Origin of the sequence: Frigoribacterium sp. R86507, from assembly GCF_044597695.1 — a bacterium.
Classification (GTDB): domain Bacteria; phylum Actinomycetota; class Actinomycetes; order Actinomycetales; family Microbacteriaceae; genus Frigoribacterium.
On record NZ_CP139002.1, the window covers coordinates 513,466 to 536,319 of the forward strand.

The window sequence follows — 22,854 nt, forward strand, 5'->3', positions numbered from 1 at the left end:
TGGAGAACAGTCATGGTCGATCCCACCCAGCCCGGAAAAGTGCTTCGCTTCACCGCTAAGCCAGGCAAAGGGGAAGAGCTTTTCGCCCTCTGCGCGCAGATGAGCGAGCGTTCCCCCGCGGTCGACAAATGCGTCATCGCTCGCGACGAAGACGATGCGGACACCATGTGGGCCATGGAGTGGTTCATCAGCGATGAGAAGCTTGCTGAGCAAGACGCCGACCCGGAGTGGGACGACATCCATGCCCAGATTGGCGCACTCATCGCCGACTTCCAACAGATCAAAGTGCGGGCCGTCTACTCACACCTGTAGCGATGGCTTGAGCTGAGTACTTGCGCTCCTGCGGGCGCAGTCACAGCTGATGCCCGCTTTTGTGGCACCCCGGATGCCAGGCGCGTCGTTGGGGCGGGGCTGGTTCTTGCCGTACTCGGCAGTGTCGCCATAGCGACCAAGGTTGCCGTCGGGCACTGAGTGGTCTCGCCTTGCTCCTCGTGCGCCCGGCACAAGGAGGGGTGCACATTTTGCATGCTAGCCGCGGTCTCGAGCCATGCCAGCCTCGGTATTGCGGGTCCCGACGGCCACGCCGTGCGGGGAGGCAGCTTCGATCCGCTCGAGGTCGTTCGTAGTGAGCACGACGTCTGCTGCAGCGACGTTCTCCTTGACGCGGGATGCTTTCGTGGTGCCGGGGATAGGGGCCGTGCCGGCCCGGATCAGCCATGCAAGGGCGAGCTGCGCAGTGGTGACGTTCTTCTCGTCGGCGATCACCTTGAGCGCGTCGACGACGCGGAGGTTCGCATCGATCGCTTCGTCGGAGAACCGGGGAAGGTTTCGACGTGCGTCACCCTCGGGCAGGTCGTTTTTACGGGTGACGGTGCCGGAAAGGAATCCGCGACCGAGAGGGGAGAACGGCACGAATCCGATGCCGAGTTCCCGCGCGGTGTCGAGAACTCCGTTGTGTTCGGCATCACGCTCGAACAGGCTGTATTCGGACTGGATTGCAGTGATCGGGAATGTCGAGTGGGCCCTGCGGAGGGTTTCAGCGGAGGTCTCTGAGACCCCGATGTAGCGGGCTTTACCGGCGCTGACGGCCTCGCTCATGGCGCCGATGGTGTCCTCGATCGGCACGTTCGGGTCGACACGGTGGAGGTACCAGAGGTCGACGTGGTCGGTTCCGAGGTGGCTCAGGGACCTGTCGATAGCGCGCCGCGCGTGTTCCGGGGAGCCGTCAAGGCCGATCGGTGCGCCGTCGTCGGTGAAATCGGTGGCGAACTTTGACGCGACCGCCACCCGGTCCCGGTCAGCGCCAAGGAACCGGCCGAGCAGCTTTTCGTTCTCGAACGGCCCGTAAGCCTCCGCCGTGTCGAAAAGGGTGATGCCGAGGTCGAGAGCCTGCCGGATGGTCTCGGCGGAGCCTGTTTCAGTCGCGCCGCCGTAGAAGGCGCTCATGCCCATGCACCCGAGCCCGAGTGGGGATGTGGCGAGGCCTTGAGAGCCGAGAGGAATCTGCTGCATGGAAGTTCTCCGTTCACCGCCGGGTCGACCCGGACGCTTTGACTCTCGACCCTGGTGTGCAGACCATGTCAAGTGGGAGACTTGTGCTCATGCTGCTTCCCGAGGTCAATGTCGACGAGCCCGTGACGATCAGCGTCGCGGCGGATCTGCTCGGCGTCACCGTCGACACGATCCGCTACTACGAGAAAGAAGGCATCGCGCCGGCACCAGGACGAGGCTCAGACGGGTGGCGTCGGTACGACACTGCTGCGCTGAGTTGGCTCGCGGGAACGGTGATGCTCCGCGGCACGGGGATGAACGTCCAGGAGATGCGCGAGTACGCGGCCGCGTACAGAGCTGGTGCTGATGATGTCGCACGGCTCGCGCTCCTGGAGCAGCACCATGCGACCGTCCTCGCTCGGCAGGCGGAGGTGCAACGGCACCTTGCGGCGCTGGAACGGAAGATCGAGGCGTACCGCGAGACCATCGCCGCGACCGGCGCCCGATCGGCGGCCTGACCGCCCTGTCCGGTCGACCACCGGCTATCGGACGTCAACCAAGGCCTTCAAGATTGCTGCATGACATCAGTAGGTGACGGCGAGCATGGCCAGCACGACCGGCAGGAGGCTCCTGAGCACGAGGAGCTGGGCCGGCGTTCCCTTGCGGGCAGCTTCGCGCGCTACGACACCCTTGTGGCCCGGGCCGATGCACTATCGGTCCGGGCAGGTTCGTCTCTCGCAGGGGACCGAAGCGCGACCCCGTACAGCTCGGCCCCTGACCAGCTACGCGCTGGCCTCGGCGTTGCCCTTGACCACCTGCACGCGTTCGAGATCATCGTTACGGACGGCGGAGCCGTCTTCCCCTTTGCCATGTTCACGCTTGTAAGAAGCGCCTACGAGGCCGCGGGTACAGCCCTGTGGCTCCTGCACCCGTCGTCCCGCGACGACCGAGTGCTTCGGTCATTGAAACTCGCGCGCGAGAACCGCCGTCTGGTTCACGTCGCCATGCAGCATTTGGAACGAGACGACCCAGGGTGGGCGCGAACTCTTGCCGCCCTCGAAAGGAACCGGGACGCGCGGCCCGGACTTGTCGGCGTCGACCTTCGAGACGTTGAGAGGGTGACGAATCGTCTCAAAGAGATAGGCCCACTACTGCCGTCGCTGTTCCAGTCGCCGTTGACTCTCTGGCAGACCTCTAGTGGCATGGCTCACGCGAACGGCTCGATGATTCTTCTCATGCTTGACCGCGAGCAAGTCGGTCCGTCCGAGCACGGCGGGGCCGACTTCATGATGACGCCCAGCCTGCTTGCCCTAGCCGGCTACTTCGATACCGCGCTCGACATGATCGAGACAGCTCTCGACCTCTGGGACAGCCGAAACAGGCCCACCGACCTGCACTGACGGAGGCTCGCCCTACGCTCCCGCCGTGGGAGTTCGAGGATCAGGTGAAGCAGCGGCCAAAATTCTGCGCCGGCCGATCCCAACGCACCCGTTCGCAGTGCCGCCAACACCGGGACAATTCGGTGTCTGGCAAGTCCGCCGGCACCGTGCCGCGCCCCTTGGCTATGTCCTCTCGCGCCCCGAGCTGGGCGGCATCGGTTACCACTGCTACGCCCACGGCCGAGACGATGCCGGCGGCCGGCCCTGGCTACGCCGAGAGGGCAGCCTGAACAGCGCCGTCGCATGGATGATCCAGCACGAGGCCGAGCTGTCGGCCCTCACGGGCCGGCTGCACCCCGAGCTGGACGAGCGGCCGTCGTGACCGCGGGTAGCGCCCAGTCATGAGCTGGTTCGTCAGGCACCGCCCCAAGGGCGTCACGAGCGCCGACGCCGTGGCCGTCGAGGTGAACGCCCCGACACCGGCCGACGCGATCGACCAGGCGCGCGCCACGCTGCCCGAGGATCGCATCGTGACCTCGGTCGCTCCTTACTGAGCCCGAGATAGCCGTCAGGTACCGCGCGTAGCTTGGCTCCGGTCAGCTTCCCCCCGAGGCGCTGCGCGCTTTGGAACCGTGCGACTTCTTCTCGAGTCAATCCTCATCCCAATGAAATTGGAGAACCAAATCTAGGGCGTTTGCAAGCTTTCGAAGGGTCTTAATCGATGGTTCTTCTCCGAGCTCGACACGAGAAATCGTGGGCCGAGAGACCCCGGCGTGCAGGCTCAGTTCCGTTTGCGACCATCCTCGCTCTACCCGCGCAGTCTGAATAGCCTTTCCAAGCCCGTGCGCCTCGCCCGGCGGCCGGCTCATCAGCTCCCTGCCAGCGATACGAGGGCATCGAGGGCTTGTTCTCGCTCAGCGATGATGTTGCTCATCGTGGCTTCCAGGTAGCCCCAAGCCGGCTTGCCATCTGGCGTTACGGGTAGGGGAATAGTGATTCGCTCGCGAACGTCTGAAATTTTCACTTTGCGGTCGTAGGTGAACTCCATCATTGCCGCCTCAATCGCAGTGGACATCCACAGACCGAGTGAGTTGCTGGCCAACTTGGTGCCCACTTTGGGGATCAGCCCCATCACCGTCTCGCCGATGAATACAGGTTGCGAGTGGTAGAAGGTGGCACCAACGCTTCCCGAGAAGGCAATGGTGAGTACATCCTGATGGGTTACATAACCCGATCCATCTGGGAAGCCAACCATGTCGGATATTCCGTTGCTAAGCCTTGATGTGCTCACCAAAGGAATGTCCCCGGGAATGCGCCAAGACAGTGGATATTTGCTCCCGTTCACTACCTCAAAAAGGTCTCCTAGCCGGAAGTCGACCCAATCGCTCATGTCGGTCGCGTGGCCCGCGGTGTCGGCGGCCCCTAGAAGTGTCTCAAGTGCCGCTTCGCGCTCGGTAATGAGACTCTGCATCATCAAGTCGATCAGGGCCCAGTCTGGGGTGCCTCCAGCCGAGACAGGAAGCATCATCGGCGTCGAATTCATGACTCCCATGCCCCATTTTTCCCCGTAGTCGAAGCGCGAACCGGCCTTTTGAATTACTGGGATGAGGAACATGGCTCGAGCCTCAGTCAAGTCGAATCGTGGGTACAGCACGTTTACGGCGTCAGTCGCCCAGAACGGCTCCGCCTGATAGAACGTTGTCCCGACTGGGCCGTCGTAGCAGACAGTCAGCAGGTTTCCGGGATGAACATTCTCATTGTTGGAGATCATGGCCGTTATGCCATTATTGAATTGAGATGCGCCGATATGTCTGATCGTCCCTTCCTGCATTGCTGCCCTCGTCAGGCGCGTTCCCTTTACCACCTCGAAGAGCTCGCCAATGAGGAATGTGCCCCAGTCGCTGGTGTCGATCGATTTCATCGGTCAACAGCCAGGGTGATCGCTGTACTCGAGCTCTGAACATCTGCGGTGTAAAGCGCTGTGTGTCCCAGACGTTCGCGAAGGGCTTTTGAGTCGATGCCTCTCTGGAAAAGCAGGTATTCAGTGGCCGCCTTCGCTAGATCCTCATGCGTAAGAACAAATGGTTGCGCCGGTGCCTGCCAGCTGAGGTGGTCTGCGGTGTCGAGCCATTGACCAGTTCCGTATTCGCTGTCATCAAAGCGTTCGATTGCGTCAACCCAGTAGTCCTCGAGAGCAGGCCACTTGTTTCGGAGGTCGTGACGGCCTTGATTCTTGACCGTGACTAGGCCGTCTTCCTTGATGTTGACCGCGAAGAACTTCTTACCGTCCTGCGGTTTGCCGGCTTCGAAAATGAAGATGCTGGTGGTCGCTCCGACCCCGAAGAACAGGTTCTCGGGCAGCTTGACGAACTTGAGTAGCCGATGATGGCGAAGAATGCGCGCCATCTGACTTTTGCTCGTTTTCTCGAGCTTTTGATCGGGCAGGATGAAGCCGCATAGCGTTCCGCGTTCCACGTGGTCGAGGACGTTCTCCACGATCTTCATGCAGCCGAACTTGTTTTCGTAAGGCGGGTTCATCAAGACTTTGGTCGCACCGGTGTTCTCGATCCAGCTGCCTGCTGATTCGGTCCTGGCGTCCATGTGGGCGAGGTTGGTCTTGCCGTCCTTGTGGATCAGCATGTTGGCACAGGCCAGGGCGTAGATTTCCCGATCAAACTCAATGCCGTACAGCTGCTGCGCCTTAATCTGCTTTGCCTTCGTCGTATTGACGCCACCAGCCTCTTGAATCATGTTGCTCATCGACTTGACAAGGAAGGAGCCCGAGCCGGCACAGGCATCGAGAATGCAGTCGTCTTTGTTGACCCCAAGCAGGCGATACATAAAGCCAGTTATGTGATCGGGCGTAAAAACCTGGCCAGATTCGCTCTTTTTCTTGTAGCGGTTGAATTCGTTGAAGAAGATGGCCATCACGTCTTCACCGTTCCAGCGGTTGGAATTGATGAGACCGGAGATCTCGGTGACCCAGTCGATAAACTCGCCTATGAGGTTGGTGAGCTCGGCAACGGCGCGAGGGTCCTCTTCGTCCGTCGAGACATTCATCTTGATGTCGGAATAGACCTCGGCTAGGAGCGACAACTTAGCGTTCTGCTGAACGTCAGATCGAATAGCTTTGTTCAGGGCGTTCAGAATGCCGCTGTGGAAAGCGCTGTAGTCCATGCCTCGAACGAGGATCGCGTCGTAGCGGCGGGCGACAAGCGCGCAGGCAGTGAAAATCATCCGGTGGTACAGGTTCTTGATTCCGAAGTCGCCGTGGAGTGAGTTGTTGATCCTCTGAGTAAGCTCGTATATGCGGGCCTTGTCTATCGGCCGGTCGGTGAGCTTAGAGAAGTAGTACTCCTTTGGCTGAAGGTCATCGGGCACTTCTAGTGGCTTGCCATTGACGTAAGCCCGTGTTCGGTCGCCGTCATACACAATGCCAACGACGAGGTCGTACTGACTGCGTACGGTTGCGCAGTATTTCTCGACCTGCGTGCGCAGGGCCGTCGCAGTGATTGGCATGCTGTCTGTCGCCTTGGTTTCGAGGACAAGAGCTACGGCGCCTTTGTCTGTGGGTAGATACCACCCATCAGGCTTGTGGGAGGCGCCGTATCCCCGGAAACCCAGTTGATTCATCGTCGTTATTTGACCAACGCCGCTCTGGGCCACTTTCGGCGACACCCCTGCGAGGCCAAGAATGTTGCTCGCTTTGTCTCTTACTTGATCTTCCGTGACCACGTGATTCCCCCTGATTACATCAAGAATGATGCAATCAGATTACTAAAAATGTTTCGGATTGTCATCTGGCGAACTACGCGGTGCGGTCCTCAGATTCGTGAGCCCTGGGGCTCGCGCAGGTCTGCCCGGAGGCTCGTGCTGGCCCTGCATAGATGAGGGGCGGCGGCAGGTATCGACCTTGGTCGTGAATACTTCTTGACATAATAAATATTATCAGTCCGTCGTCCGTCGAGCCATCTCTGAGCAATTTCTTCGCGTGCCCGGCCTCCGCCTACGGCGTCACCAGCGGTGTATGTGCTTGATGAGTGATATGACCTCCCCAACATCTCCGCCGTCTTCAAGCCAAGATGCCGGGCTCTTGCGCCCTCGACCCAGAAGGTCTTCCTGGCGAGTCGCGAAGAATCGGCCCGCCGTCCGCCAGTCCCAATCCCGGAGGAGCGGAATGACGGATTCGAGATGCGGCAGTGTGCGGCCGACGGGTCTCGTGTTGAACTGCCAAATCGGAACTCGCAATTCGCCGGCTATGTCGACGGCCATCAGCCGGTCCTCACGAACGGCAGCCTCGATCTCATCCGTCGTGAGGCGGAGGAATGTGGCCGCGTCCTCCAAGGAAGACGTTTCCGCCGCGGCGGTCAGCCACCATTCCATGGCGCTCAGCTCTAGCGAGCCGCGCGCAACTGAGGCCTCAGCCTCGGCCAGTTCATGCTCGGTGAAGGCGCCTGAGGATACAAGGAAGGCCCGGTTTGGATCGTCGGACGGAGGCCGTCACACCGGCTCAAGGCTGCGGGCGAACGCTAGAAGACCGTCGAGAAGGTACTCAGTATCGGCCTCCAGGTCGCGAAGCGCTCTCACGAGTTTCAGGGCTTTTTGATTCTGTCGGCTGTCTGCTTCACGTGACATGGAGGTCATGCTGCCAGTCACAACCTCATGTCAATGCAGCCTTATCGCTGCCAACCCAAGATTGTGCTCGTTTACGAGCAAGAACGAATATATAGACTTGCGGCGTGTCGTCATGGAGTGGACGGTTGACTGAGCGATTAGCCGCGGATGCGGCATGGCCTCGCCGTGCAACGTCGATGCACCGCCGTTCCCGATGCTGGCATGACCTGTAAGCGCATGAGCCGACGGCCCTAGCTCGAAAAGAGTCGCTTAGGGACCACGGGCGTTAGAGCACGGTTCGGCAGGCCCAATCGGGATAATGGAGGCTTACCGAAAGCCAGATCGCAGACCCTTGAAGTGACAAGTTCGAGGGTGCGATGGCGACAAGCGCTCGGCCAACGGCATCAGCTGTTCTTGGAATCAAAGGCCTTGGGGGGCTTGGTATGCCGTTGACTGCGTTCTTGGGCGACCGGTCGTTGCTGGCGCCGATGCTCTCGCCCGGCGACTGGGCCAACCTTAAGGAGCACCGGCCACGACCGGTCCTCAGCTGTGGAGAGACGGCGATCGTCAAGACGTCCCAGCTCGGAACGCAGTTTTTCGCTCACAAGGTTCTCTGTGAACCCGGGCACAAGGGAGAGACGAAGGAGCACCTCCGCGTCAAGGCCGCCGTCGTCGAAGCAGCTGCAGCGCTCGGCTGGACGGCCAGGGCTGAGGTGCGGGCTCCGGACGGGTCCTGGATCGCCGACGTGCTCGTCGAGAAGGCTGGTCGCCAGGTGGCCTTCGAGGTGCAGATCTCGTCCCAGGATGCCGAGCGCTACCGCGAGCGTCAGGCGCGATACGAACGAGACGGCATCGAGTGCTTCTGGCTGACCGCCAGGGCAAGCACGGAGCACCTGCCGGGCGTCCCGGTCCTCCGCGTAGACCCGCATGCTGAGGAGCTCGCACTCTCCGTTCGTTCCCGAGCCTCGACCGAGATACCCCTCGCCACCTTCGTCGACGCCGTCCTCGAGGGGCCGCTCCGCTGGGCGCCGACACCGCCGGCGACCGTGACCGGGACCATCCGGTGGGGCTTGCACGTCTGTGACGCCTGCGACATGCGGTCAATCGTCTGGGATGTCGACCCCAGCAGGAAGATCTCCTGCGATCGCTGCGCCTTGTGGGCCTCCGGTGCCGAGCTTGCGCCCAGTGCCGCACCGGCTGCAGCTGCGGCTCGCCTCGGGGCCGCAGAACCCCTCGCCGTCTGGCGAGAGCGGCTGCCCGGTGTCCCGTCGACCTTCGAGTGCCCCCAGTGCGACGCCGAGGTCCCCCCAACGGAGCTGTGGTGGCTGTACCGCTACCGAGCCAGCGACAGGTGCGCCACCCGCACGGTCGCGCTCGACGCGACGCTGACGGAGCCGCACTGGTGCGAACCAAGCAGAGGACTCCACGGAGCGCATGACGTAGTCGAGCACCTCGCGGGCAGAAGGGACCGCCCGCGCCAGATCGTCCTGCAGGAGACGGGAGACTTGGACGTGCTCCGCCGTGACGCCGCCCAGCTGCATGCGATGCGCGCGCGAGAGGCGCAGGCGGCCGCTGAGCAGCAAGAACGTGAGGAGGCCTTTCGGCGCGAGCGTGCCGAGCGCCTGCGCCTGTTCGAGGGCGCGCAACCCGTAGCGACTCCTGAGCAGCTCGGCCTGCCCCCGTTGACGAGCCCGAAGCCGACGACCCCGCACGAGAGGACCGCGGCGATCGACGCCTACGTGGTGGCACACCCCGGTCTCGACACGGACGACGTCCGACGCTTGTTCCCACGGTTCACGGCGACGTGCGATTGCCACGACTGCGCGGAGATCCTCGCGACCTACCGCGACGACGAGCGCCGCATCCTCTTCCGCCCCAAGAGCCGCGGCTCAGTGGTGCCGCGCAGGCGGTAGTTGCGCGAGGGTCCCCACCTGCGGGAGTGCCGGAGCGCCCCGGTGGGACCGCCGCGAAGCGCATGTTCTCGCAGTGGTTGCCGGCGTGAGCACTGTTCGCAGCGGAGCAGCAGAGCTGCCCCCGAGAACACATCCGAGGGGGCATTCGCCGACATGGACGAAACACCGTTTGAGCTCGACTATGAGCGGAACTGTACCTGCTGTGTACCGCTCGATATGGCCCATCGGGCACACCTGCAGGTACACCGCTCGGTCCGGAAACACGCGGATTTCAAGGGTGCGCACCTGGTGTACCCATTCTTTTCAAGAAAGATTTACTAGAGGTATCTCCTGTTCCTCGCCGTCCTGACGTGTTCAGCAACTGAACAGTTGGGGTCCCCATATAAGGTTTGCCTCGAGGACCAGGTACACCAGGTACAAGACGGCCCGATCCGCATGCTGCTGCCGATCGGGGCGTACCCGAGGTGTACCCGGGCTGGTGAGCTCTGCATGGTTGTTCTGAGCGCCAATTCCCCGGAAGGGTGCGGATCGGAGGGGGTTGAGGCGTGTACCCGGGGCTGCAGGTACGAGCGGGTACACGGGCCCATCAAGTGCTTCCTCGACGAGCCCCTACGCGTGGATGCTGATGACCTTGTCGTCGGCGACTGCGCCGACCGCTTCGTCACCCTTCGTGTAGGAGGCGATCCAGATGAGCTTGGTGACGGGGTCGCCGGCCTCGTCGTAGCCCAAGGACGGGTACGGCTGCTTCCGCCAGTGTCCACGGACGCTCCACGCGGGCCGAGCCTCCCCCGGGACGCCTTCATCCGCACGGTACGCCTTGGCGTGGTCCGTCCCCGCCTTCACTCGAACGACGACCAGCGACTCGTGAGGCAGCGCCCCGGCGTGCCCATCCTGGCTACCCGCGTCCCGCTCCGACTCCGTGACGCCGCCCTGTGCCATGAGGGCCCACACAGCCGCCAGGAGCTTCTGCTCGGGCCTATCCTCGTCCCACACCGCGACGAAGGGCAGAGTGCCGACCAAGCGCTCCCCGACTTCCTTCGGGTCGTTGCCCACGCCGGCCGCGTACGTCCGCATCCGCCAGACGACCTGGCCCTGTCGGTACCAGACAGCGCGCACGTGGCGGTCGGAGCCGTCGGGGCGGCGCATGATGACGGGTCTCGCGAAGGTCCAGAGACCGTTGATGTGGACGGGCGTGGGGTCGAGCTGCTCGTCGCCGTCCAAGCTGTCGACCGCGAGCCGGAGGAGCTCCTCGTGCAGCAAGAACGTCTCCTCGGGGCGATCGCCGGGGCTGCTGATGCCGTCGCGCAGGAACGGGACGTGGGAAGGGGCGAAGAGCTGTGCTCGGTGAGCCAGCCGAGGAGCCTGCCCGGTCGACGCCCGGGCGAGGGCCCGCAACGTCACGGGGTCGAAGTGCCCCGTCTCGTTCTTCCGGACGGCCGCGAGCGAGCGTCCATGCCAAGCACGTCGTCGAGTCACGTCGATGGCGATGGCGACGTTGGGTGGGGTCCACCCCTTCGCGACGTAGCGGCGGTCGAGCGCTCGTAGGGGGTCCAGCAGGGTGTTCATGCTCAGCCCGCTGCCTGCCGGCGGCCGCCACGAGTCACCGCCCAAAGTCCTGACGCCGTAGTGCGGGTGCGCTTCTCCGTCGTGGAAGACGACCAGGGGTGAGTCAGGCAGCGACCCCGAGCCCACACCCTCGAGGGCTGCGTACAGAGTCGGAATCAGCGCCTTCACGGCCTCGGCGTGCTCTGCACGGAGGATGCCCTGCTGCCGAGACTTCGGCCTCTTGGTCGGGCGCTCCGTGGGACGCGGCAGCCTCGGCAGCTTGCTCGCGGGGACGTCGGCTGGCGGGGCAGGGGCTGTGGCCGCGGTCGGAGGACGACCGAGCGACATCCGCAGCTGCGCCGCGACGTCACCGTTGATGCGGACCGTCGGACCAGCCACCTCGACGCCGAGGCGACGGAGCGCCGCCATGGCCGTCCGGACGTCTGTTTTGGCCTCGTTCGCTACCTCGAACACTCTGGGACGGTCCATCCTCTGATGATGCCTCACGGCATCGGCCTCGAGGCGAACGCGCTAGTTCGCGAAGCGCCGGCGCCGAACTAAGGCCGCTCGCTCTTGTGGTCGCAGTGCCAAGCCGTTCGCATCGAGCCCGAGCTAAGGACTTCAGAGAGAGCGCCGCGCGCGCAAAATCCACACTGCTCGCCGCTCGTTCGGTTCACGACGCATACGCGGTGTCGAAGCGCGTCAAAGGAGGCGCTTTCGTCGCACCTCTTGGCTTACGGGCTGCAGCGGTTCTGGCTCTACCGACTCCTTCGACGCTGGAATGAACGTCGGGTCGGGCAGCACGTCGGCAGAGGACGCGACGTTCGAAGCAGCAGCCAACACTGAACTCGCCGGGACTTAAAGCAGACCAACTCCGGACGCGACGAAGCCTATGACGCCGCCGTCATCACCACCGACACCACCATCACCTGGTTCGGAGAGGCGGTGACGCATATTCGATTTGTGAGGCCACACTTACGCGCCGCCCGCCGGCAATGCCCCCTACGCCTGGCCGTCGACGCGCCATGCTGCCGCCCCAGACTGCGCGACGCCCCTCTCGACCAACAGCCTGCGGGACTTGTTTCGAGGATGGCGAGGTCAGCTTGAACGCGAATGCCATGGGCGCCACGACGACCGTGCGGCTGGAGAAGCAGTCGGAACTGAGAAGTGGAAGGTTTACTCGAGACCCGCTGGCAGGGAGCTCGTGGGGCCTCGTGATTCCTAAACTCTGCTCCGAGGGATCGTGGGGCTAAGGAGTGCTCATCGTGACGGCGCTAAGCGACCCTCCTGGGCCGCGCCGTCGCGTTCTTGCGTCTACAGATGAGCCAGCTTCAGCGTCGTCTTTGCGGCCGCAAACTGCGGTAATGGTCATTTCCCCAGGTGATCCACCCCGCCCGGCGCCAAGCGTTCAGGGTGTGAAATCGAAATTCGCTGCGAGCGCGGTATTGCTTGTTCAAGGGTATTGAGTCGGGCAGCAGGCTTGGCAGCCCGCACGTACTGGGGAACAGGTCCATGAAGAGTTCGCCCCAAGTAGGCCACTCGCGCGTTTTGCGTCTCGCATTCAGGGTGAGGAACGCCGAAGCTTCTCCCCAGTGCTGCACAGTCTCGCCGTTGGTGAATTCTTCGAAGGCGTAAAGCCAGGGCGCGGGAGGTGGGGTCGATTGACGTGACCACCAAATCGGATGCTGTTGCCTCATTCGGCCCTGCTCGTTCTTCCTACCGCGCTAAGGACGCTCATGGCCTCGTCCATGGCCAGAAAAACTGACGCTATGCCTTCCACGAGGTTCTTTTGCTCGATGCGTGACAGGGCATCCCGTCTCGTCGACGGATCGAGTGTCGACGCAGCTCGCTGATTAGCAAGGCAACGGGCCGTCTCATCGATGAGGGTGACTCGAAACACGGGCCATGCATCTCGCCATGTCGTATCAGCCACGGAGCGCTCGGCTGAGGCTAAGAGAGCCCACGCGGGCGTCGATTTGCGGGCTTAGGTAACGTGATCGCATTGGGGCAGGGTGGCACCACCAAAGGCTGATGTCAATTCTCAAAAGATGCGCTGATCAGGGTCTTTCCAGCTTACGGTCTCCTCGTAAATGAGCACAACCCGCGCTTCGCGATGAACAAGTAGCCACATCGATCCGATGGCGTCGACCCCCCGCAAAATGCCATGGCATCGGCAAGGGGTTACGTCCTGAGAGGCTCGCGCCGGCAAAGCCGTCGCCGGGAATGCACGTGCTTCGGCTTCTTGCTTCGCGAGGGCGGCCGGGCAAGCTGACAAAGGCTGGGCCTCACGTCGCTCAATGAATGCCCCCGCACCGGAAGCCCCCGCTCCTACGTCAAGACGTCTGCGCAAAGTCCTCGAACCTTGGGTAAGCGGTGTGCTGGCAGCTCCATGGCGTCTCTGTGAGGGCCCTTTCGTGGGTTCTTGCGGGGCTGTGAGCGGCCCGCGCGTGACCAAGTTATGGCCAACTTACGCAATGCACTCCGGCTCGCGCTTCACCGCGGTGATGATGGCCACGTTGTGGGAGGACTGCGGCCGTTTCCCGGTCACGTTCAGGTCACCAAATTGAGGGCCGCGAAAATCACGCCTTAAAGCCTCAGTGGATTGCCTGAGTGGGTGGAATGGTCAGATTGCGGCCGCAGGCGGACACATACGGGGCGCTCTCGGTCCATTTGTGACCGCTGTGTGGCCGCGGGGTGGGCCGCAATTCGTGTGGCGTCACCGAAGGTCGGGCCTATTCTCGATGGCTACGACGAGGGAGTGGGGCGTCAGATCGGCGCAGGCAGGGTCACTGCTGATCACTGGCCGATCCCGCATCTGTCTGTCCTTCACCCGCCACCTCCAGGGGCTTCAAACCGTATGGCCGCATGGCGGCGCCGGAATGTGGTCGTGCCGCACTGTGGGACCTATGGGACTAGGTCCTGCCTAGCGACCTAGCTCTGCCAAGGCCCAAGGCCAGGTGGCAACAACACGTTCGCTAGAACGGCCCCGCCTTACTCGTGTGCACCTGAAGGTCGGCGCGCCATACCGCGTGGCCGCCAGTGACTCGTTGAAACAAGATCCTCGGCGGTGATTGTTCCCCGAGCAAGTGACGGCTGCAACTCATTCCAGTAGACCGCTAGACAGTCGGAATCGTGTCCAGTAATTGGAAGTGACACCCGTCCTGCGGCAGAGAGGTGACGGCGTCTCTGCGAGCACCCGGCGCATCAGCAAGGGCTTTCCTCTTAGCGGCGTCCTTCTTCGTCTTAGGCGCCTTGGGGAGCATGCTGAGCGCCCGTGCTGGTGACCTCTAGCTCAGCCCGCACGCGGTGGTACCGCTGTGTCACACGCAGAAAATGACGGGTACCACCGCAACCCCGACTTTCCGCGGCCAAATCGTGCCCTTGGTACCAGCCAGCCTCCTGGTACCAGGCCAAAAGCGACTACCCGGGCATGGGTGGGACCAGTGCCGCGGCGCGAGTTTTCAAAGTACGGGGAGCGTGCTCAGGAAGGCCTCTGTTGACAGCTGTTCACACGGAGTCACTCCTCGGAAATGCCTGTCGACAGCCATTCCCCGTATTTCCGGGGCTGCGGAGTGCCACTTTTAAAACCCAAGGTCCCCTGGTGGACCTTTCAAAGGCTGTCGACAGGGGTCTTGGAACAGCCGATTTTGCCGATGAGAGGCTCCTTATGGAGCCATTTGGGGGCTGATGCGCAGAAATCTCCTAAAAATCACGAAGAGCATAAGGGACGGTGACTCCGGCCTCTCTTTTGGAAGGCGTATCAGGCGCACAGAGGGCGACGGTCTTGTTGCTCTCGGACCTGCCAGATTCGACCCGATTCAGACTCGCAGGAGGGGGTCTCGATGCCTCCCATCAGGGCGAAGCTCCGGCCGTCCTCGTGGACTCCGTCAAGGAGCCCAATGTCGTGTGGCGACTCCGGCGACAACGTCAGTCAGTCGATGGAACGCGCGCAGCGTCAGTCGATTTGAGTTGACGCGGCAAGCGATCTCTCCCCCTCGGACACGTGGATCGAGGCACCCAGTACACGGTCCTTCCGGGCTGCCACAAGTTACCTAGGCCGCTGCGCTGGCATTCGAGCTGGTTATGCGCGGCGACCCAACCGATGTCGCCCCTTCTGCCGCTCGCGATCTTGAATAGTCCGCCCGGCTGAAAAGGTTTGAGCCGCTACATGGCACGGGTCTCCGATCGTTTTGCTCGAGCTGTGACAGTCGGGCCCATTGCAACCCGCACCACGCTGCCGGCGTCTGGCGCAGCGTGGCGTCGGATGCGCTTCAACGTCGTGAAGGTTGACCTTGGGGGACCTAGAAGCGGGTGGTTCTCCGTTGGAAATGCCCACTGCCTTGGCGAGGTGATGCGGCTCCGCGCAGCCCCTCTCGTCCGCAAATTCCCGGGGAATCATTTGCGAAATCATTTTCAGAATGATTTGCAAAAGTTTTTCGGGGGGGGGTTCGCAAGCAACGTTGGCCGACTCACTCGAATCATCGGGCCGGCGAACACGGGCGCCAGCGACCTGGCCAGGCGTTGGTCCAACGCATAGTCCGTCTGAGGACAGGCGAATACGGGCCTGGATAAGCCGCCCGGCGGCTGGAGGCGACCAGCTACCTTCTGCAAGCAACGACGCCATTGGGCCAACTTTTCGGGTGGATAAACGCAACGAACTTGTGAGTACCTGTGCCATACTTCAAGCCGATTAGAGAGAAGCGACGAAGCAGCATCGTTACCAATGCAATCGATGGTTGGGGTGATTGCGTCGCAGGGAGAAGGAACTCCCGCCGGTAGCTTTGCTAGCGGTTCACACCTTCAGGAATAGAGCCTGCACGACTTGAGGGTCCAACAAAGGACCCTCCATGCCGTCGCGCACTCCCACCAGCACCGCTGTCCTCGATTCCCTCATCACGCCCGCAACCCTGGCTGATCGACTTGGGCTGACGGAGCGGACTTTGAGCGAGAAACGCATCACCGGAACCGGCCCGGCCTTCGTGCGGATCGGCAAGTCTGTCCGATACCGCCCAGAGAGCATCGACGCTTGGCTCCTGGCGCAGGAATACAGCAGCACCTCTCAGGAGGTGCGGTAGCCCGTGGGAAGCGTCCACGCCTACGAAACGCGAGCTGGCAAGCGTTTCGAAGCGCGATACCGCAGGCCAGATAGCAGGCCCGCCCGAAAAGGCGGGTTCAAGTTGAAGCGGGATGCTCAGGCCTACCTAGACACGGTTGAGGTGTCCAAGCTTCAGGGGGCCTACATCGCCCCGAGTGACAGCCGCGCCACCGTCGCTGTCTTGGGCGCCGCGTGGCTCACCGCACACCAGTCGACCGTCAAGCCGTCAACTTTCTATTCAGACGAGTCGGCCTGGCGTGTGCACGTCGCGCCTCAATGGGGTAGCCGTGCCGTCGGCTCGATTCGGCATACAGAGGTGCAGGCGTGGGTCGCCCTTCTTGCGCGCGATCGGAGTAGGACATTGGTGGCACGAGCTCATGGCATGCTGGCGGCCATTCTCGAAGGCGCGGTCAAGGACAAGCGCATTTCCACCAACCCGGCTCGAGACGTCAAGCTGCCGAGAAAGAAGAAGGGGACCCGTGCCTACCTCTCGCACCAGCAAGTCGAACGTCTCGCGCGCGCCGCAAAGTACCCCGACCTAATTCGCTTCCTCTCCTACACCGGCCTGCGTTGGGGCGAGGCGACGGGCCTCAGGGTCAAGCACATCGACCAAGTCTCGCGGCGTATCCGCATCGAGGAGAATGCAGTGTCTGTGAACGGACAGATCGTCATTGGGACACCGAAGACACACGAGCGCCGAGCAGTTGTGTTCCCGCCCTTCCTCGACCAGGCCATCAGCAGGGCTTGTAAAGGCAAGAGCTCCGAGGACCTTGTCTGGGGAGATGGGCTCAAGCACCTGCGGTCAGGCGATCTGCGACGAGGTTGGTTCGTGGCTGCCGTGGCTCGTGTGCGCGCTGAAGACGAGATCCTGGCCGCCGAGGCGCGCGCCAGCGGAACCGCGGAGCCGAACATGATGCCGAAACTGACCCCGCACGACCTCCGCCACACTGCGGCCTCGCTCGCCATCAGCGCTGGCGCCAACGTCAAGGCTGTCCAGAGAATGCTGGGACACGCATCCGCCGCCATGACCCTCGATACGTACTCAGATCTCTACGAGGACGACCTCGAGAGCGTGGCCGTCGCCCTCGACAGCGCGCGTCGGCAGCGACTCGAGCAGTAACGCAGCAGTAACGGAAAGCCTGCAAGGACCAGATGCAAGGTGTGAGCAACCGCCTCTATTTCACTCATTTACGAGGCAAATGTGACGTCTATACCGAGCCACCGGGTTTGGTCATGTGGGTTCAAATCCCACCGGTACCGCCAAAGAAAACCCCTGCTGAGGCGGGGGTTTTCTGCTTCTCAGAACAGCTCGGGGCGCAAACACGGGCCGTCGGCTAAGCAGATCGTCTGATGGGCACGTCCTGCTGTGACCGTCGGGCATGACACCTCACCCTCGTCGACACCGGCACCTTCGTCCGGGACAAGCGCGGCACCTGGGCGTACTGCGCCCGCGTCCCCCGGTGCCCTCGGTTCCTCGGGCACGTTGCTCGTCATGGCCTGGCGGAATGCCGCCCGGATTTCCCAGGGCGGCATCGCCGTCACGGTGTCACGGTGAAGTCCTGCACGAGGGGCCCGCACTCCTCTCGTGCGGCCGCCGACGCCGGGTCGGACGCCGGGTCCGGACCGGTGCCGGGCTCCTCACCGACGCCCTCGATGCCGTTCTCGGCCATGCACGCGGCGTACCGACGCCAGGCAGCCTGCAAGGCCGCCTCCTGCTGCGCGATCGCCGACTCGCTTCGCGTCCCGTCGTCACAGGCCGCGAGTGCGCGCTCCCAGGTGTCCTGATCGACGTCGCCCGGATCGGCCACTATCCCCTTCGCGTGCATCTCGGGTGTCGGATCGTCGACGTCGATGCCCTGGTCGCGCATGCAGGCTCCCCACAGCGCGGCGGCGGCCGCGCGAGGGGTGCCTGACGTCTCGGCGGTCGGCCCCGTCTCGGCCGGCGACCCGCCGACCACCGAGCAAGCGGCCAGGGCCGTCCCGGCCACGATGAGGACAGCGATCGAGGTGACGACGCGGGCGGCCCAGGTCGACCTCGGGGCGAGGTCGGCGTCGTGACGGCGAGTCACGGTCATGCGTTGGTTCATGCGGTGGTTCCTCTCAGGGGGGGTGCTGTCTCGGTGAGTCGGCCGCCCGACGAGCGCACGGGGCGGCAATGCGGAGCCGTACCGGAGCAGCTCGAAGGGCGAGCTCCGTGGGCAAAGAGTGGGTCAGTGGTCAGTGGTCAGAGGTCAGGGGCCTGGCGCCCGGGGAGGCGCGGTGGGCGTGGCCGTCGGGGCCGACCTGAGCTCAGGGCCGAGTCGTCGTGCGGCGTCGAGGGCTCCGGTTCTTCGCCGACGCCGTCGCGGGGGTGCGAGACGCGAAGCTCACGGTGCGGTTCTCGCACCGCCGTGCTGCGCGCCTCGCACCGCCCGCATCAGGTCGCGGCCAGGGCCGACGTCGGGGGGATGCGAGCCGCCCGCGACGCCGGGTACAGCCCGCTCACCCCGCCGATCAAGACGGTCGCGCCGAGCCCGCCGACGACCGCCCAAAGCGGGATGGTGACCGGCCAGCCCTGCGAGACGGCGAACACCGTGGTGACGCCTGCCCCGAGGGCCACGCCCACCGCGCCTCCCAGGAGGGACAACAGCAGCGACTCGACGAGGAACTGGTCGCGCACGTGCCGCCTTCGAGCCCCCAGGGCCCGCCGCACGCCCACCTCGGCGCGGCGCTCGAGCACGGTGATGACCATCGTGTTCGCGACGCCGATGCCCCCGACGAGCAGGGCGACGCCGCCGATGCCGAGCAGCAGGCCGGTGAACGACTCCTCGGTCGCCTGCTGGGCGGCGAGGGCGTCGGAGGGGCGGCTGACCGAGACCCCCGACGGGTCGGCCGGGTTGACGGTCGGCGCGATCAGGTCGCGCACCGCGGCCACCGACTCCGGCGCCGCTCGGGCAAACAGCTGCGTCGGGTGCCCGTCGAAGCCGAACTGCTGCTCGGCTCCCGCGGCGGGCACGAAGGCCGAGGTGTCGAGGTCAGGCGCGAGGGCCAGCGGCTCGAGGATGCCCATCACGGCGACCCAGCGTCCGCCGATCCAGATGCGGGTGTCGGGCTCCACGTGGTCGATGCCGAGCGTGGCGGCCGCCGTGGCGCCGAGGACGACCTGCGGGAGCTGGTCGGACGTCGGCCCGAACCACGACCCGGAGGCGAGCTCGCCGCGCAGGACGGTCTGCAGGTCGCCCATGACCACGTCGAGGGTGATGCCCCCGGAGGCGGCGGTCGGGACGCGGTCGGTGCGGTAGACCCTCTGGTCGGTCACGCGCCCGACGCCGGCGGCCGACTCCACGTCGTCGCGCCGGTCGAGCATCGACACCGAGTCCTCGGGCAGGGGCACCGGGTCTCCGCTGAACGACTTGCCGGGGGCGGCCTGGAGGAGGTTCGTGCCGAGTCCGTCGAGCACGCGGTCGAGCGCGGCCTGGCTCGACGACGAGATGCCGACGACGGCGATCATCGCGGCGATGCCGATCGCGATGCCGAGGGCGGACAGGACGACGCGGGTGGGCCGGGTCCGCAGTCCGAAGACGCCCAGCCGCAGCAGGTCGCCGGGGGACAGGTGGCCGGTGCGGCCGGGCTTCTCGGCCTTCGGCTGCTTCGGCGCCCGCGGCGTGCGGGCCGTCCGGGCGGTGCCCGCGAGCCCGTCCGCGGTCATGATGCCACCGCCTGACGGCCGGACGGGTGCGCGGCTCGAGCGGCCACGGCCGGCGAGGTCGGCATGGCGGCCGCGAGGCCCGCGGCGTCGAGTCCGGACACGTCGTCGACCACCCCGTCGCGCATGCGGACCTGACGGGGCAGGCTCGCAGCGAGAGCGAGGTCGTGCGTGATGACCACGATCGTCGTGCCCGCCTCGTTCAGGTCGCCGAGCAGGCGCAGGATCGCCGCCCCGGACGACGAGTCGAGCGCCCCCGTGGGCTCGTCGGCCAGGAGGATCGTCGGGTCGCCCACGATGGCCCGGGCGATCGCGACACGCTGCTTCTCGCCTCCGGAGAGCTGGTGGGGCTTGTGGTCGGCGCGGTGCGCGAGCCCCACACGGGCGAGTGCCTCTCGTGCCCGCTCGGCCCGGCGGCGCCGCGGCACCCCCGCGTAGAGCAGGCCGTCGGCGACGTTCTCGGTCGCCGTCGCGCCGGCGGCGAGGTGGAAGTGCTGGAACACGAACCCGATGTGGTCGGCCCGGAGGCGCGAGACCGCGTCGTCCGTGAGGTCGCCGATCTCGTGGCCCGCGACCCGGATGGAGCCCGCCGTGGGACGGTCGAGCGTGCCCATGACGTTGAGCATCGTCGACTTGCCGGAGCCGCTGGGGCCGACGACGGCGACGAACTCGCCCTGGCGGATCGTCAGGTCGATGCCCCCGAGCGCGGCGAGGTCACCGTAGACCTTGGTCACGCCGGCCAGCTCGAGCACGGGGCCCGCACCGGCCTCGGGGGCGGACCGTGGCTCGACCGCTGCGCCGGTCACGACGGCACCACGACCTCGTCGCCCTCGGCGAGGGCGTCGCCGAGAACCTCGACGCGGCCCTGGGCGAAGAAGCCGAGCTCGACGGGCACGCGCTCGACGGTGCCGGCGGCGGTCTTCTTCTCGACCGCGTAGCCGTCGCCGCTCGCGAGCAGGGCGGTGACGGGCACGCTGAGCACGCCCTCCCGCTTCTCCCCGTCGACGACGAGGTCGACCGTCGACGTGGTCGAGGTGCCCTCGGGCAGGGGGGCGTCCAGGCGCACGACGACCGTGACCTTGCCGTCGTCACCACCGCCTCCTGAGCCCTTGCCATCGTCGTCGCCGCCCGTGGGGGCGCCGATGCTCTGGACGGTGCCCGGCACGCGCGTGCCGTCGGGCAGGCCGACCTCGAGGGCGGCGTCGTCCTGGAAGCGCGCCAGGTCGGTCGCCGAGACGGAGGCGGACGCCACGAGGGCAGTGGACGTGTAGCCGTAGAGGACGCCGCCTGCCGCGTCGCCCACCCGACCGCGGAGATCGCCGACGCGGATGTCGCCCGGCACGAAGGCGACGTCCGACGCCGTCAGTGAGCCGGTGCGCTCGAGCCCCCGGTCTTTCTGCCACCGCACGACGGCGGCCCGGGTCTTGCCGTCGAACACGTCGTCGTCGGCCACGTCGTAGCCGAGGGCGCGGAGGCTGTCCTTGAGCTGCGCGACGTCGGAGCCGCGCAGGCCGATCTCGAGCGTCCGCCACAGGGGCACGGCCCCGTGGAGCGCCCTGACCGGGCGCTCGTCGACCGAGTAGAGGACGCCGTCGAGACCGATCACGTCGCCGAACGCGGGCAGTCCGGTGACGGTGCCCGTGCCGGCCGAGCTGAGGGGCACGGGCGCGCCGTACCCGAGCATGCCCGGGATCTTCTTGCCGTCGACGAGGTCGCCCATCGTGACCGGCGTCGTGGGGCGGCTGTTGGCCGCCTCTGCCGAGGCGGTGGCGGCGGGATCGGCGCCGCCGCCGTCGAGGACGGCGCAGCCGCTCAGCGTCGCTGCGCACGTGGCGCCGGCGGCCAGGGCCAGCCACAGGCGCCGTCCGGGGCGTCGGAGGGGACCAGGACGGTCTCCGGACGTACGGGAGGAGAGGGGGGAGAGGGGGGAGAGGGGGGAGAGGGGGGAGCGGGTGCGCGACTCAACCACGGGGGGCTCCTTCGCCGGCCCAGGGGCCGTACTTCGCGTCGCAGTCGAAGAAGGCCCTCGACTCCGGCGTCTCTTCGGTGGACATGAAGGGGAACTGGCCGTCGACGGGGTCGGCGAAGTCGGTGAACCCTGCGTCGCGGACGCACTGGGCGACCTTCAGGCCCGATTCTTGCGCCTCCGCCACGTCCTGCTCGGAGGGGCGGTGGTCGCCGCCGCCGAGGGACTCGGGCAGTGCTGCGCTGCAGGCGTCGAAGTCGGCCATGTACGCCTCGGGCTCGACACCGTCCGGCGCGGCGATGACGCCCTCGACGAGGTCGGAGTCGGCCACGTCGTGGCCGGCGTCCCGGAGGCACGACCCCATGGCTGCCGTCCAGCTGGTGGACGACGCCGTCGTGGACGACGGATCAGGTCGCGAGGGCGTGGATGCGCATGCGGAGAGGGTCGCCGGCACGGCGGCCAGTGCGAGGAGGAGGACGGCGGCGGTGCGCGCGGTCCGGCCCGTGGCGCGGTTCATCGTCCGGCCACCTGCATGCCGGCCTGGCACTTGTCGATCGCGGCCTCGTACTCGGGGTCGCCGTCGTACTCCTCGGGGCCGTACCAGACGCCGTCGACCGGGTCCTCGACGTTCTCGAAGCCCTCGTCTCGGAGGCACTGGGCCATCTCGATCATCTCCTGCGTGAAGGAGTCCTTCTCCTCGTCGGAGAGCTTCAGCGAGCCGGACCCGACCGAGTCCTGGCAGCCGCTCACCACGTCGAAGTAGTCGTCCGCGGCGTCGGAGCCGGGCTCGACGTCGCCGGGCAGCAGGAGCAGGCCCTTCTCGGTGAAGTCGGAGTCCTCGACGTCGTAGCCGGCGGCACGGACGCACTGCCCGACGGCGGCGGCCTCGGACGAGGAGGCGGTGCCCGAGGAGGCGCCGGCCTCCGACGCGTCGGACGAGCAGGCGGCGAGGAGCCCGGGCAGCAGCACGCCGGCGGTGAGCAGGGCGGCGAGGCCGCGGCGGCTGCGCCGGCGGGACGGCCGGGAGGTCGTGGGGGAGGGGGGAGCAGAGGTGATCACGGTGATCCCTTTCGTCGTCGTTCAGGTGTGCCCACTCCACAGGGGAGCGTGTTTCGTCGGCGCACCCGAGATTGTTATGTGCATGAAACATCCACACGTGTAATATC

General features: G+C 65.2%; 19 protein-coding genes. 7 read left to right on the plus strand and 12 right to left on the minus strand.

The genetic code is table 11. The features are described from left to right. Positions 1–12: 12 nt before the first annotated feature. Positions 13–312, plus strand: a complete 300-nt coding sequence (locus SJY14_RS02575; protein WP_396599713.1) for a putative quinol monooxygenase — start codon at positions 13–15, stop codon at positions 310–312. A 216-nt stretch (positions 313–528) separates the two neighbouring features. Here the strand turns inward: SJY14_RS02575 and SJY14_RS02580 are convergent, their stop codons facing one another. After that, the gene (locus tag SJY14_RS02580; protein WP_396599714.1) at positions 529–1,512 is read right to left on the minus strand and encodes an aldo/keto reductase; all 984 of its coding nucleotides are present in this window, start codon (positions 1,510–1,512) and stop codon (positions 529–531) included. 89 nt (positions 1,513–1,601) lie between these two features. Here SJY14_RS02580 and SJY14_RS02585 point away from each other — a divergent pair, with 89 nt between their 5' ends. The 3 genes from SJY14_RS02585 to SJY14_RS02595 all read left to right on the plus strand — a co-directional run bounded on the left by SJY14_RS02585 (position 1,602) and on the right by SJY14_RS02595 (position 3,424). Next, complete coding sequence (locus tag SJY14_RS02585) at positions 1,602–2,009, plus strand: MerR family transcriptional regulator (protein ID WP_396599715.1); 408 nt, start codon at positions 1,602–1,604, stop codon at positions 2,007–2,009. Between the two features lie 60 nt (positions 2,010–2,069). Then, positions 2,070–2,891, plus strand: a complete 822-nt coding sequence (locus SJY14_RS02590) for a hypothetical protein (protein ID WP_396599716.1) — start codon at positions 2,070–2,072, stop codon at positions 2,889–2,891. Positions 2,892–3,271: 380 nt separating this feature from the next. Then, the gene (locus SJY14_RS02595; RefSeq protein ID WP_396599717.1) at positions 3,272–3,424 is read left to right on the plus strand and encodes a hypothetical protein; all 153 of its coding nucleotides are present in this window, start codon (positions 3,272–3,274) and stop codon (positions 3,422–3,424) included. A gap of 96 nt (positions 3,425–3,520) precedes the next feature. On the opposite strand, the gene SJY14_RS02600 is transcribed toward SJY14_RS02595, so the two are convergent. The 4 genes from SJY14_RS02600 to SJY14_RS02615 form a co-directional block, all read right to left on the minus strand. Then, positions 3,521–3,739 (minus strand): helix-turn-helix domain-containing protein, encoded by a 219-nt coding sequence (locus tag SJY14_RS02600; RefSeq protein WP_396599718.1) that lies wholly within the window; start codon positions 3,737–3,739, stop codon positions 3,521–3,523. Next, positions 3,739–4,791 carry a restriction endonuclease subunit S gene (locus SJY14_RS02605; protein ID WP_396599719.1) on the minus strand — a complete coding sequence of 351 codons (1,053 nt, stop codon included), beginning with the start codon at positions 4,789–4,791 and terminating at the stop codon, positions 3,739–3,741. Before SJY14_RS02605 ends, SJY14_RS02600 begins: the two co-directional genes overlap by 1 nt. Continuing rightward, a complete protein-coding gene (locus SJY14_RS02610; protein WP_396599720.1) occupies positions 4,788–6,605 on the minus strand; it encodes a class I SAM-dependent DNA methyltransferase in 1,818 nt (605 codons plus the stop codon). The genes SJY14_RS02605 and SJY14_RS02610 overlap by 4 nt, the downstream gene beginning before the upstream one ends. 279 nt (positions 6,606–6,884) lie before the next feature. Continuing rightward, positions 6,885–7,253 carry a hypothetical protein gene (locus SJY14_RS02615; protein WP_396599721.1) on the minus strand — a complete coding sequence of 123 codons (369 nt, stop codon included), beginning with the start codon at positions 7,251–7,253 and terminating at the stop codon, positions 6,885–6,887. A gap of 680 nt (positions 7,254–7,933) precedes the next feature. Between SJY14_RS02615 and SJY14_RS02620 the strand changes: the two genes are divergently transcribed. Then, a complete protein-coding gene (locus tag SJY14_RS02620; RefSeq protein ID WP_396599722.1) occupies positions 7,934–9,397 on the plus strand; it encodes a competence protein CoiA family protein in 1,464 nt (487 codons plus the stop codon). Positions 9,398–10,006: 609 nt separating this feature from the next. Here SJY14_RS02620 and SJY14_RS02625 read toward each other — a convergent pair. Continuing rightward, the gene (locus tag SJY14_RS02625; protein WP_396599723.1) at positions 10,007–11,449 is read right to left on the minus strand and encodes a hypothetical protein; all 1,443 of its coding nucleotides are present in this window, start codon (positions 11,447–11,449) and stop codon (positions 10,007–10,009) included. 4,340 nt (positions 11,450–15,789) lie between these two features. Here SJY14_RS02625 and SJY14_RS02630 point away from each other — a divergent pair. Together SJY14_RS02630 and SJY14_RS02635 are read left to right on the plus strand one after the other, a co-directional pair. Further along, a complete protein-coding gene (locus SJY14_RS02630; RefSeq protein WP_167260722.1) occupies positions 15,790–16,017 on the plus strand; it encodes a helix-turn-helix domain-containing protein in 228 nt (75 codons plus the stop codon). Between the two features lie 141 nt (positions 16,018–16,158). Then, positions 16,159–17,157 carry a tyrosine-type recombinase/integrase gene (locus tag SJY14_RS02635; RefSeq protein WP_396599724.1) on the plus strand — a complete coding sequence of 333 codons (999 nt, stop codon included), beginning with the start codon at positions 16,159–16,161 and terminating at the stop codon, positions 17,155–17,157. 418 nt (positions 17,158–17,575) lie between these two features. Here the strand turns inward: SJY14_RS02635 and SJY14_RS02640 are convergent, their stop codons facing one another. The 6 genes from SJY14_RS02640 to SJY14_RS02665 form a co-directional block, all read right to left on the minus strand. Further along, a complete protein-coding gene (locus SJY14_RS02640) occupies positions 17,576–18,124 on the minus strand; it encodes a hypothetical protein (protein WP_396599725.1) in 549 nt (182 codons plus the stop codon). Between the two features lie 329 nt (positions 18,125–18,453). Then, positions 18,454–19,725, minus strand: coding sequence for an ABC transporter permease (locus tag SJY14_RS02645; RefSeq protein WP_396599726.1), 1,272 nt, complete (start codon positions 19,723–19,725; stop codon positions 18,454–18,456). Then, entirely contained in the window at positions 19,722–20,528 is an 807-nt protein-coding gene (locus SJY14_RS02650; protein WP_071256040.1) for an ABC transporter ATP-binding protein, read from the minus strand. Before SJY14_RS02650 ends, SJY14_RS02645 begins: the two co-directional genes overlap by 4 nt. After that, positions 20,525–21,691, minus strand: a complete 1,167-nt coding sequence (locus SJY14_RS02655; protein ID WP_396599727.1) for a peptidoglycan-binding protein — start codon at positions 21,689–21,691, stop codon at positions 20,525–20,527. The genes SJY14_RS02650 and SJY14_RS02655 overlap by 4 nt, the downstream gene beginning before the upstream one ends. Continuing rightward, positions 21,684–22,205: a hypothetical protein gene (locus SJY14_RS02660; RefSeq protein ID WP_071256042.1), complete on the minus strand. Its 522-nt coding sequence runs from the start codon at positions 22,203–22,205 to the stop codon at positions 21,684–21,686. The genes SJY14_RS02655 and SJY14_RS02660 overlap by 8 nt, the downstream gene beginning before the upstream one ends. Continuing rightward, complete coding sequence (locus SJY14_RS02665; protein ID WP_071256043.1) at positions 22,202–22,747, minus strand: hypothetical protein; 546 nt, start codon at positions 22,745–22,747, stop codon at positions 22,202–22,204. The genes SJY14_RS02660 and SJY14_RS02665 overlap by 4 nt, the downstream gene beginning before the upstream one ends. Positions 22,748–22,854: the final 107 nt, after the last annotated feature.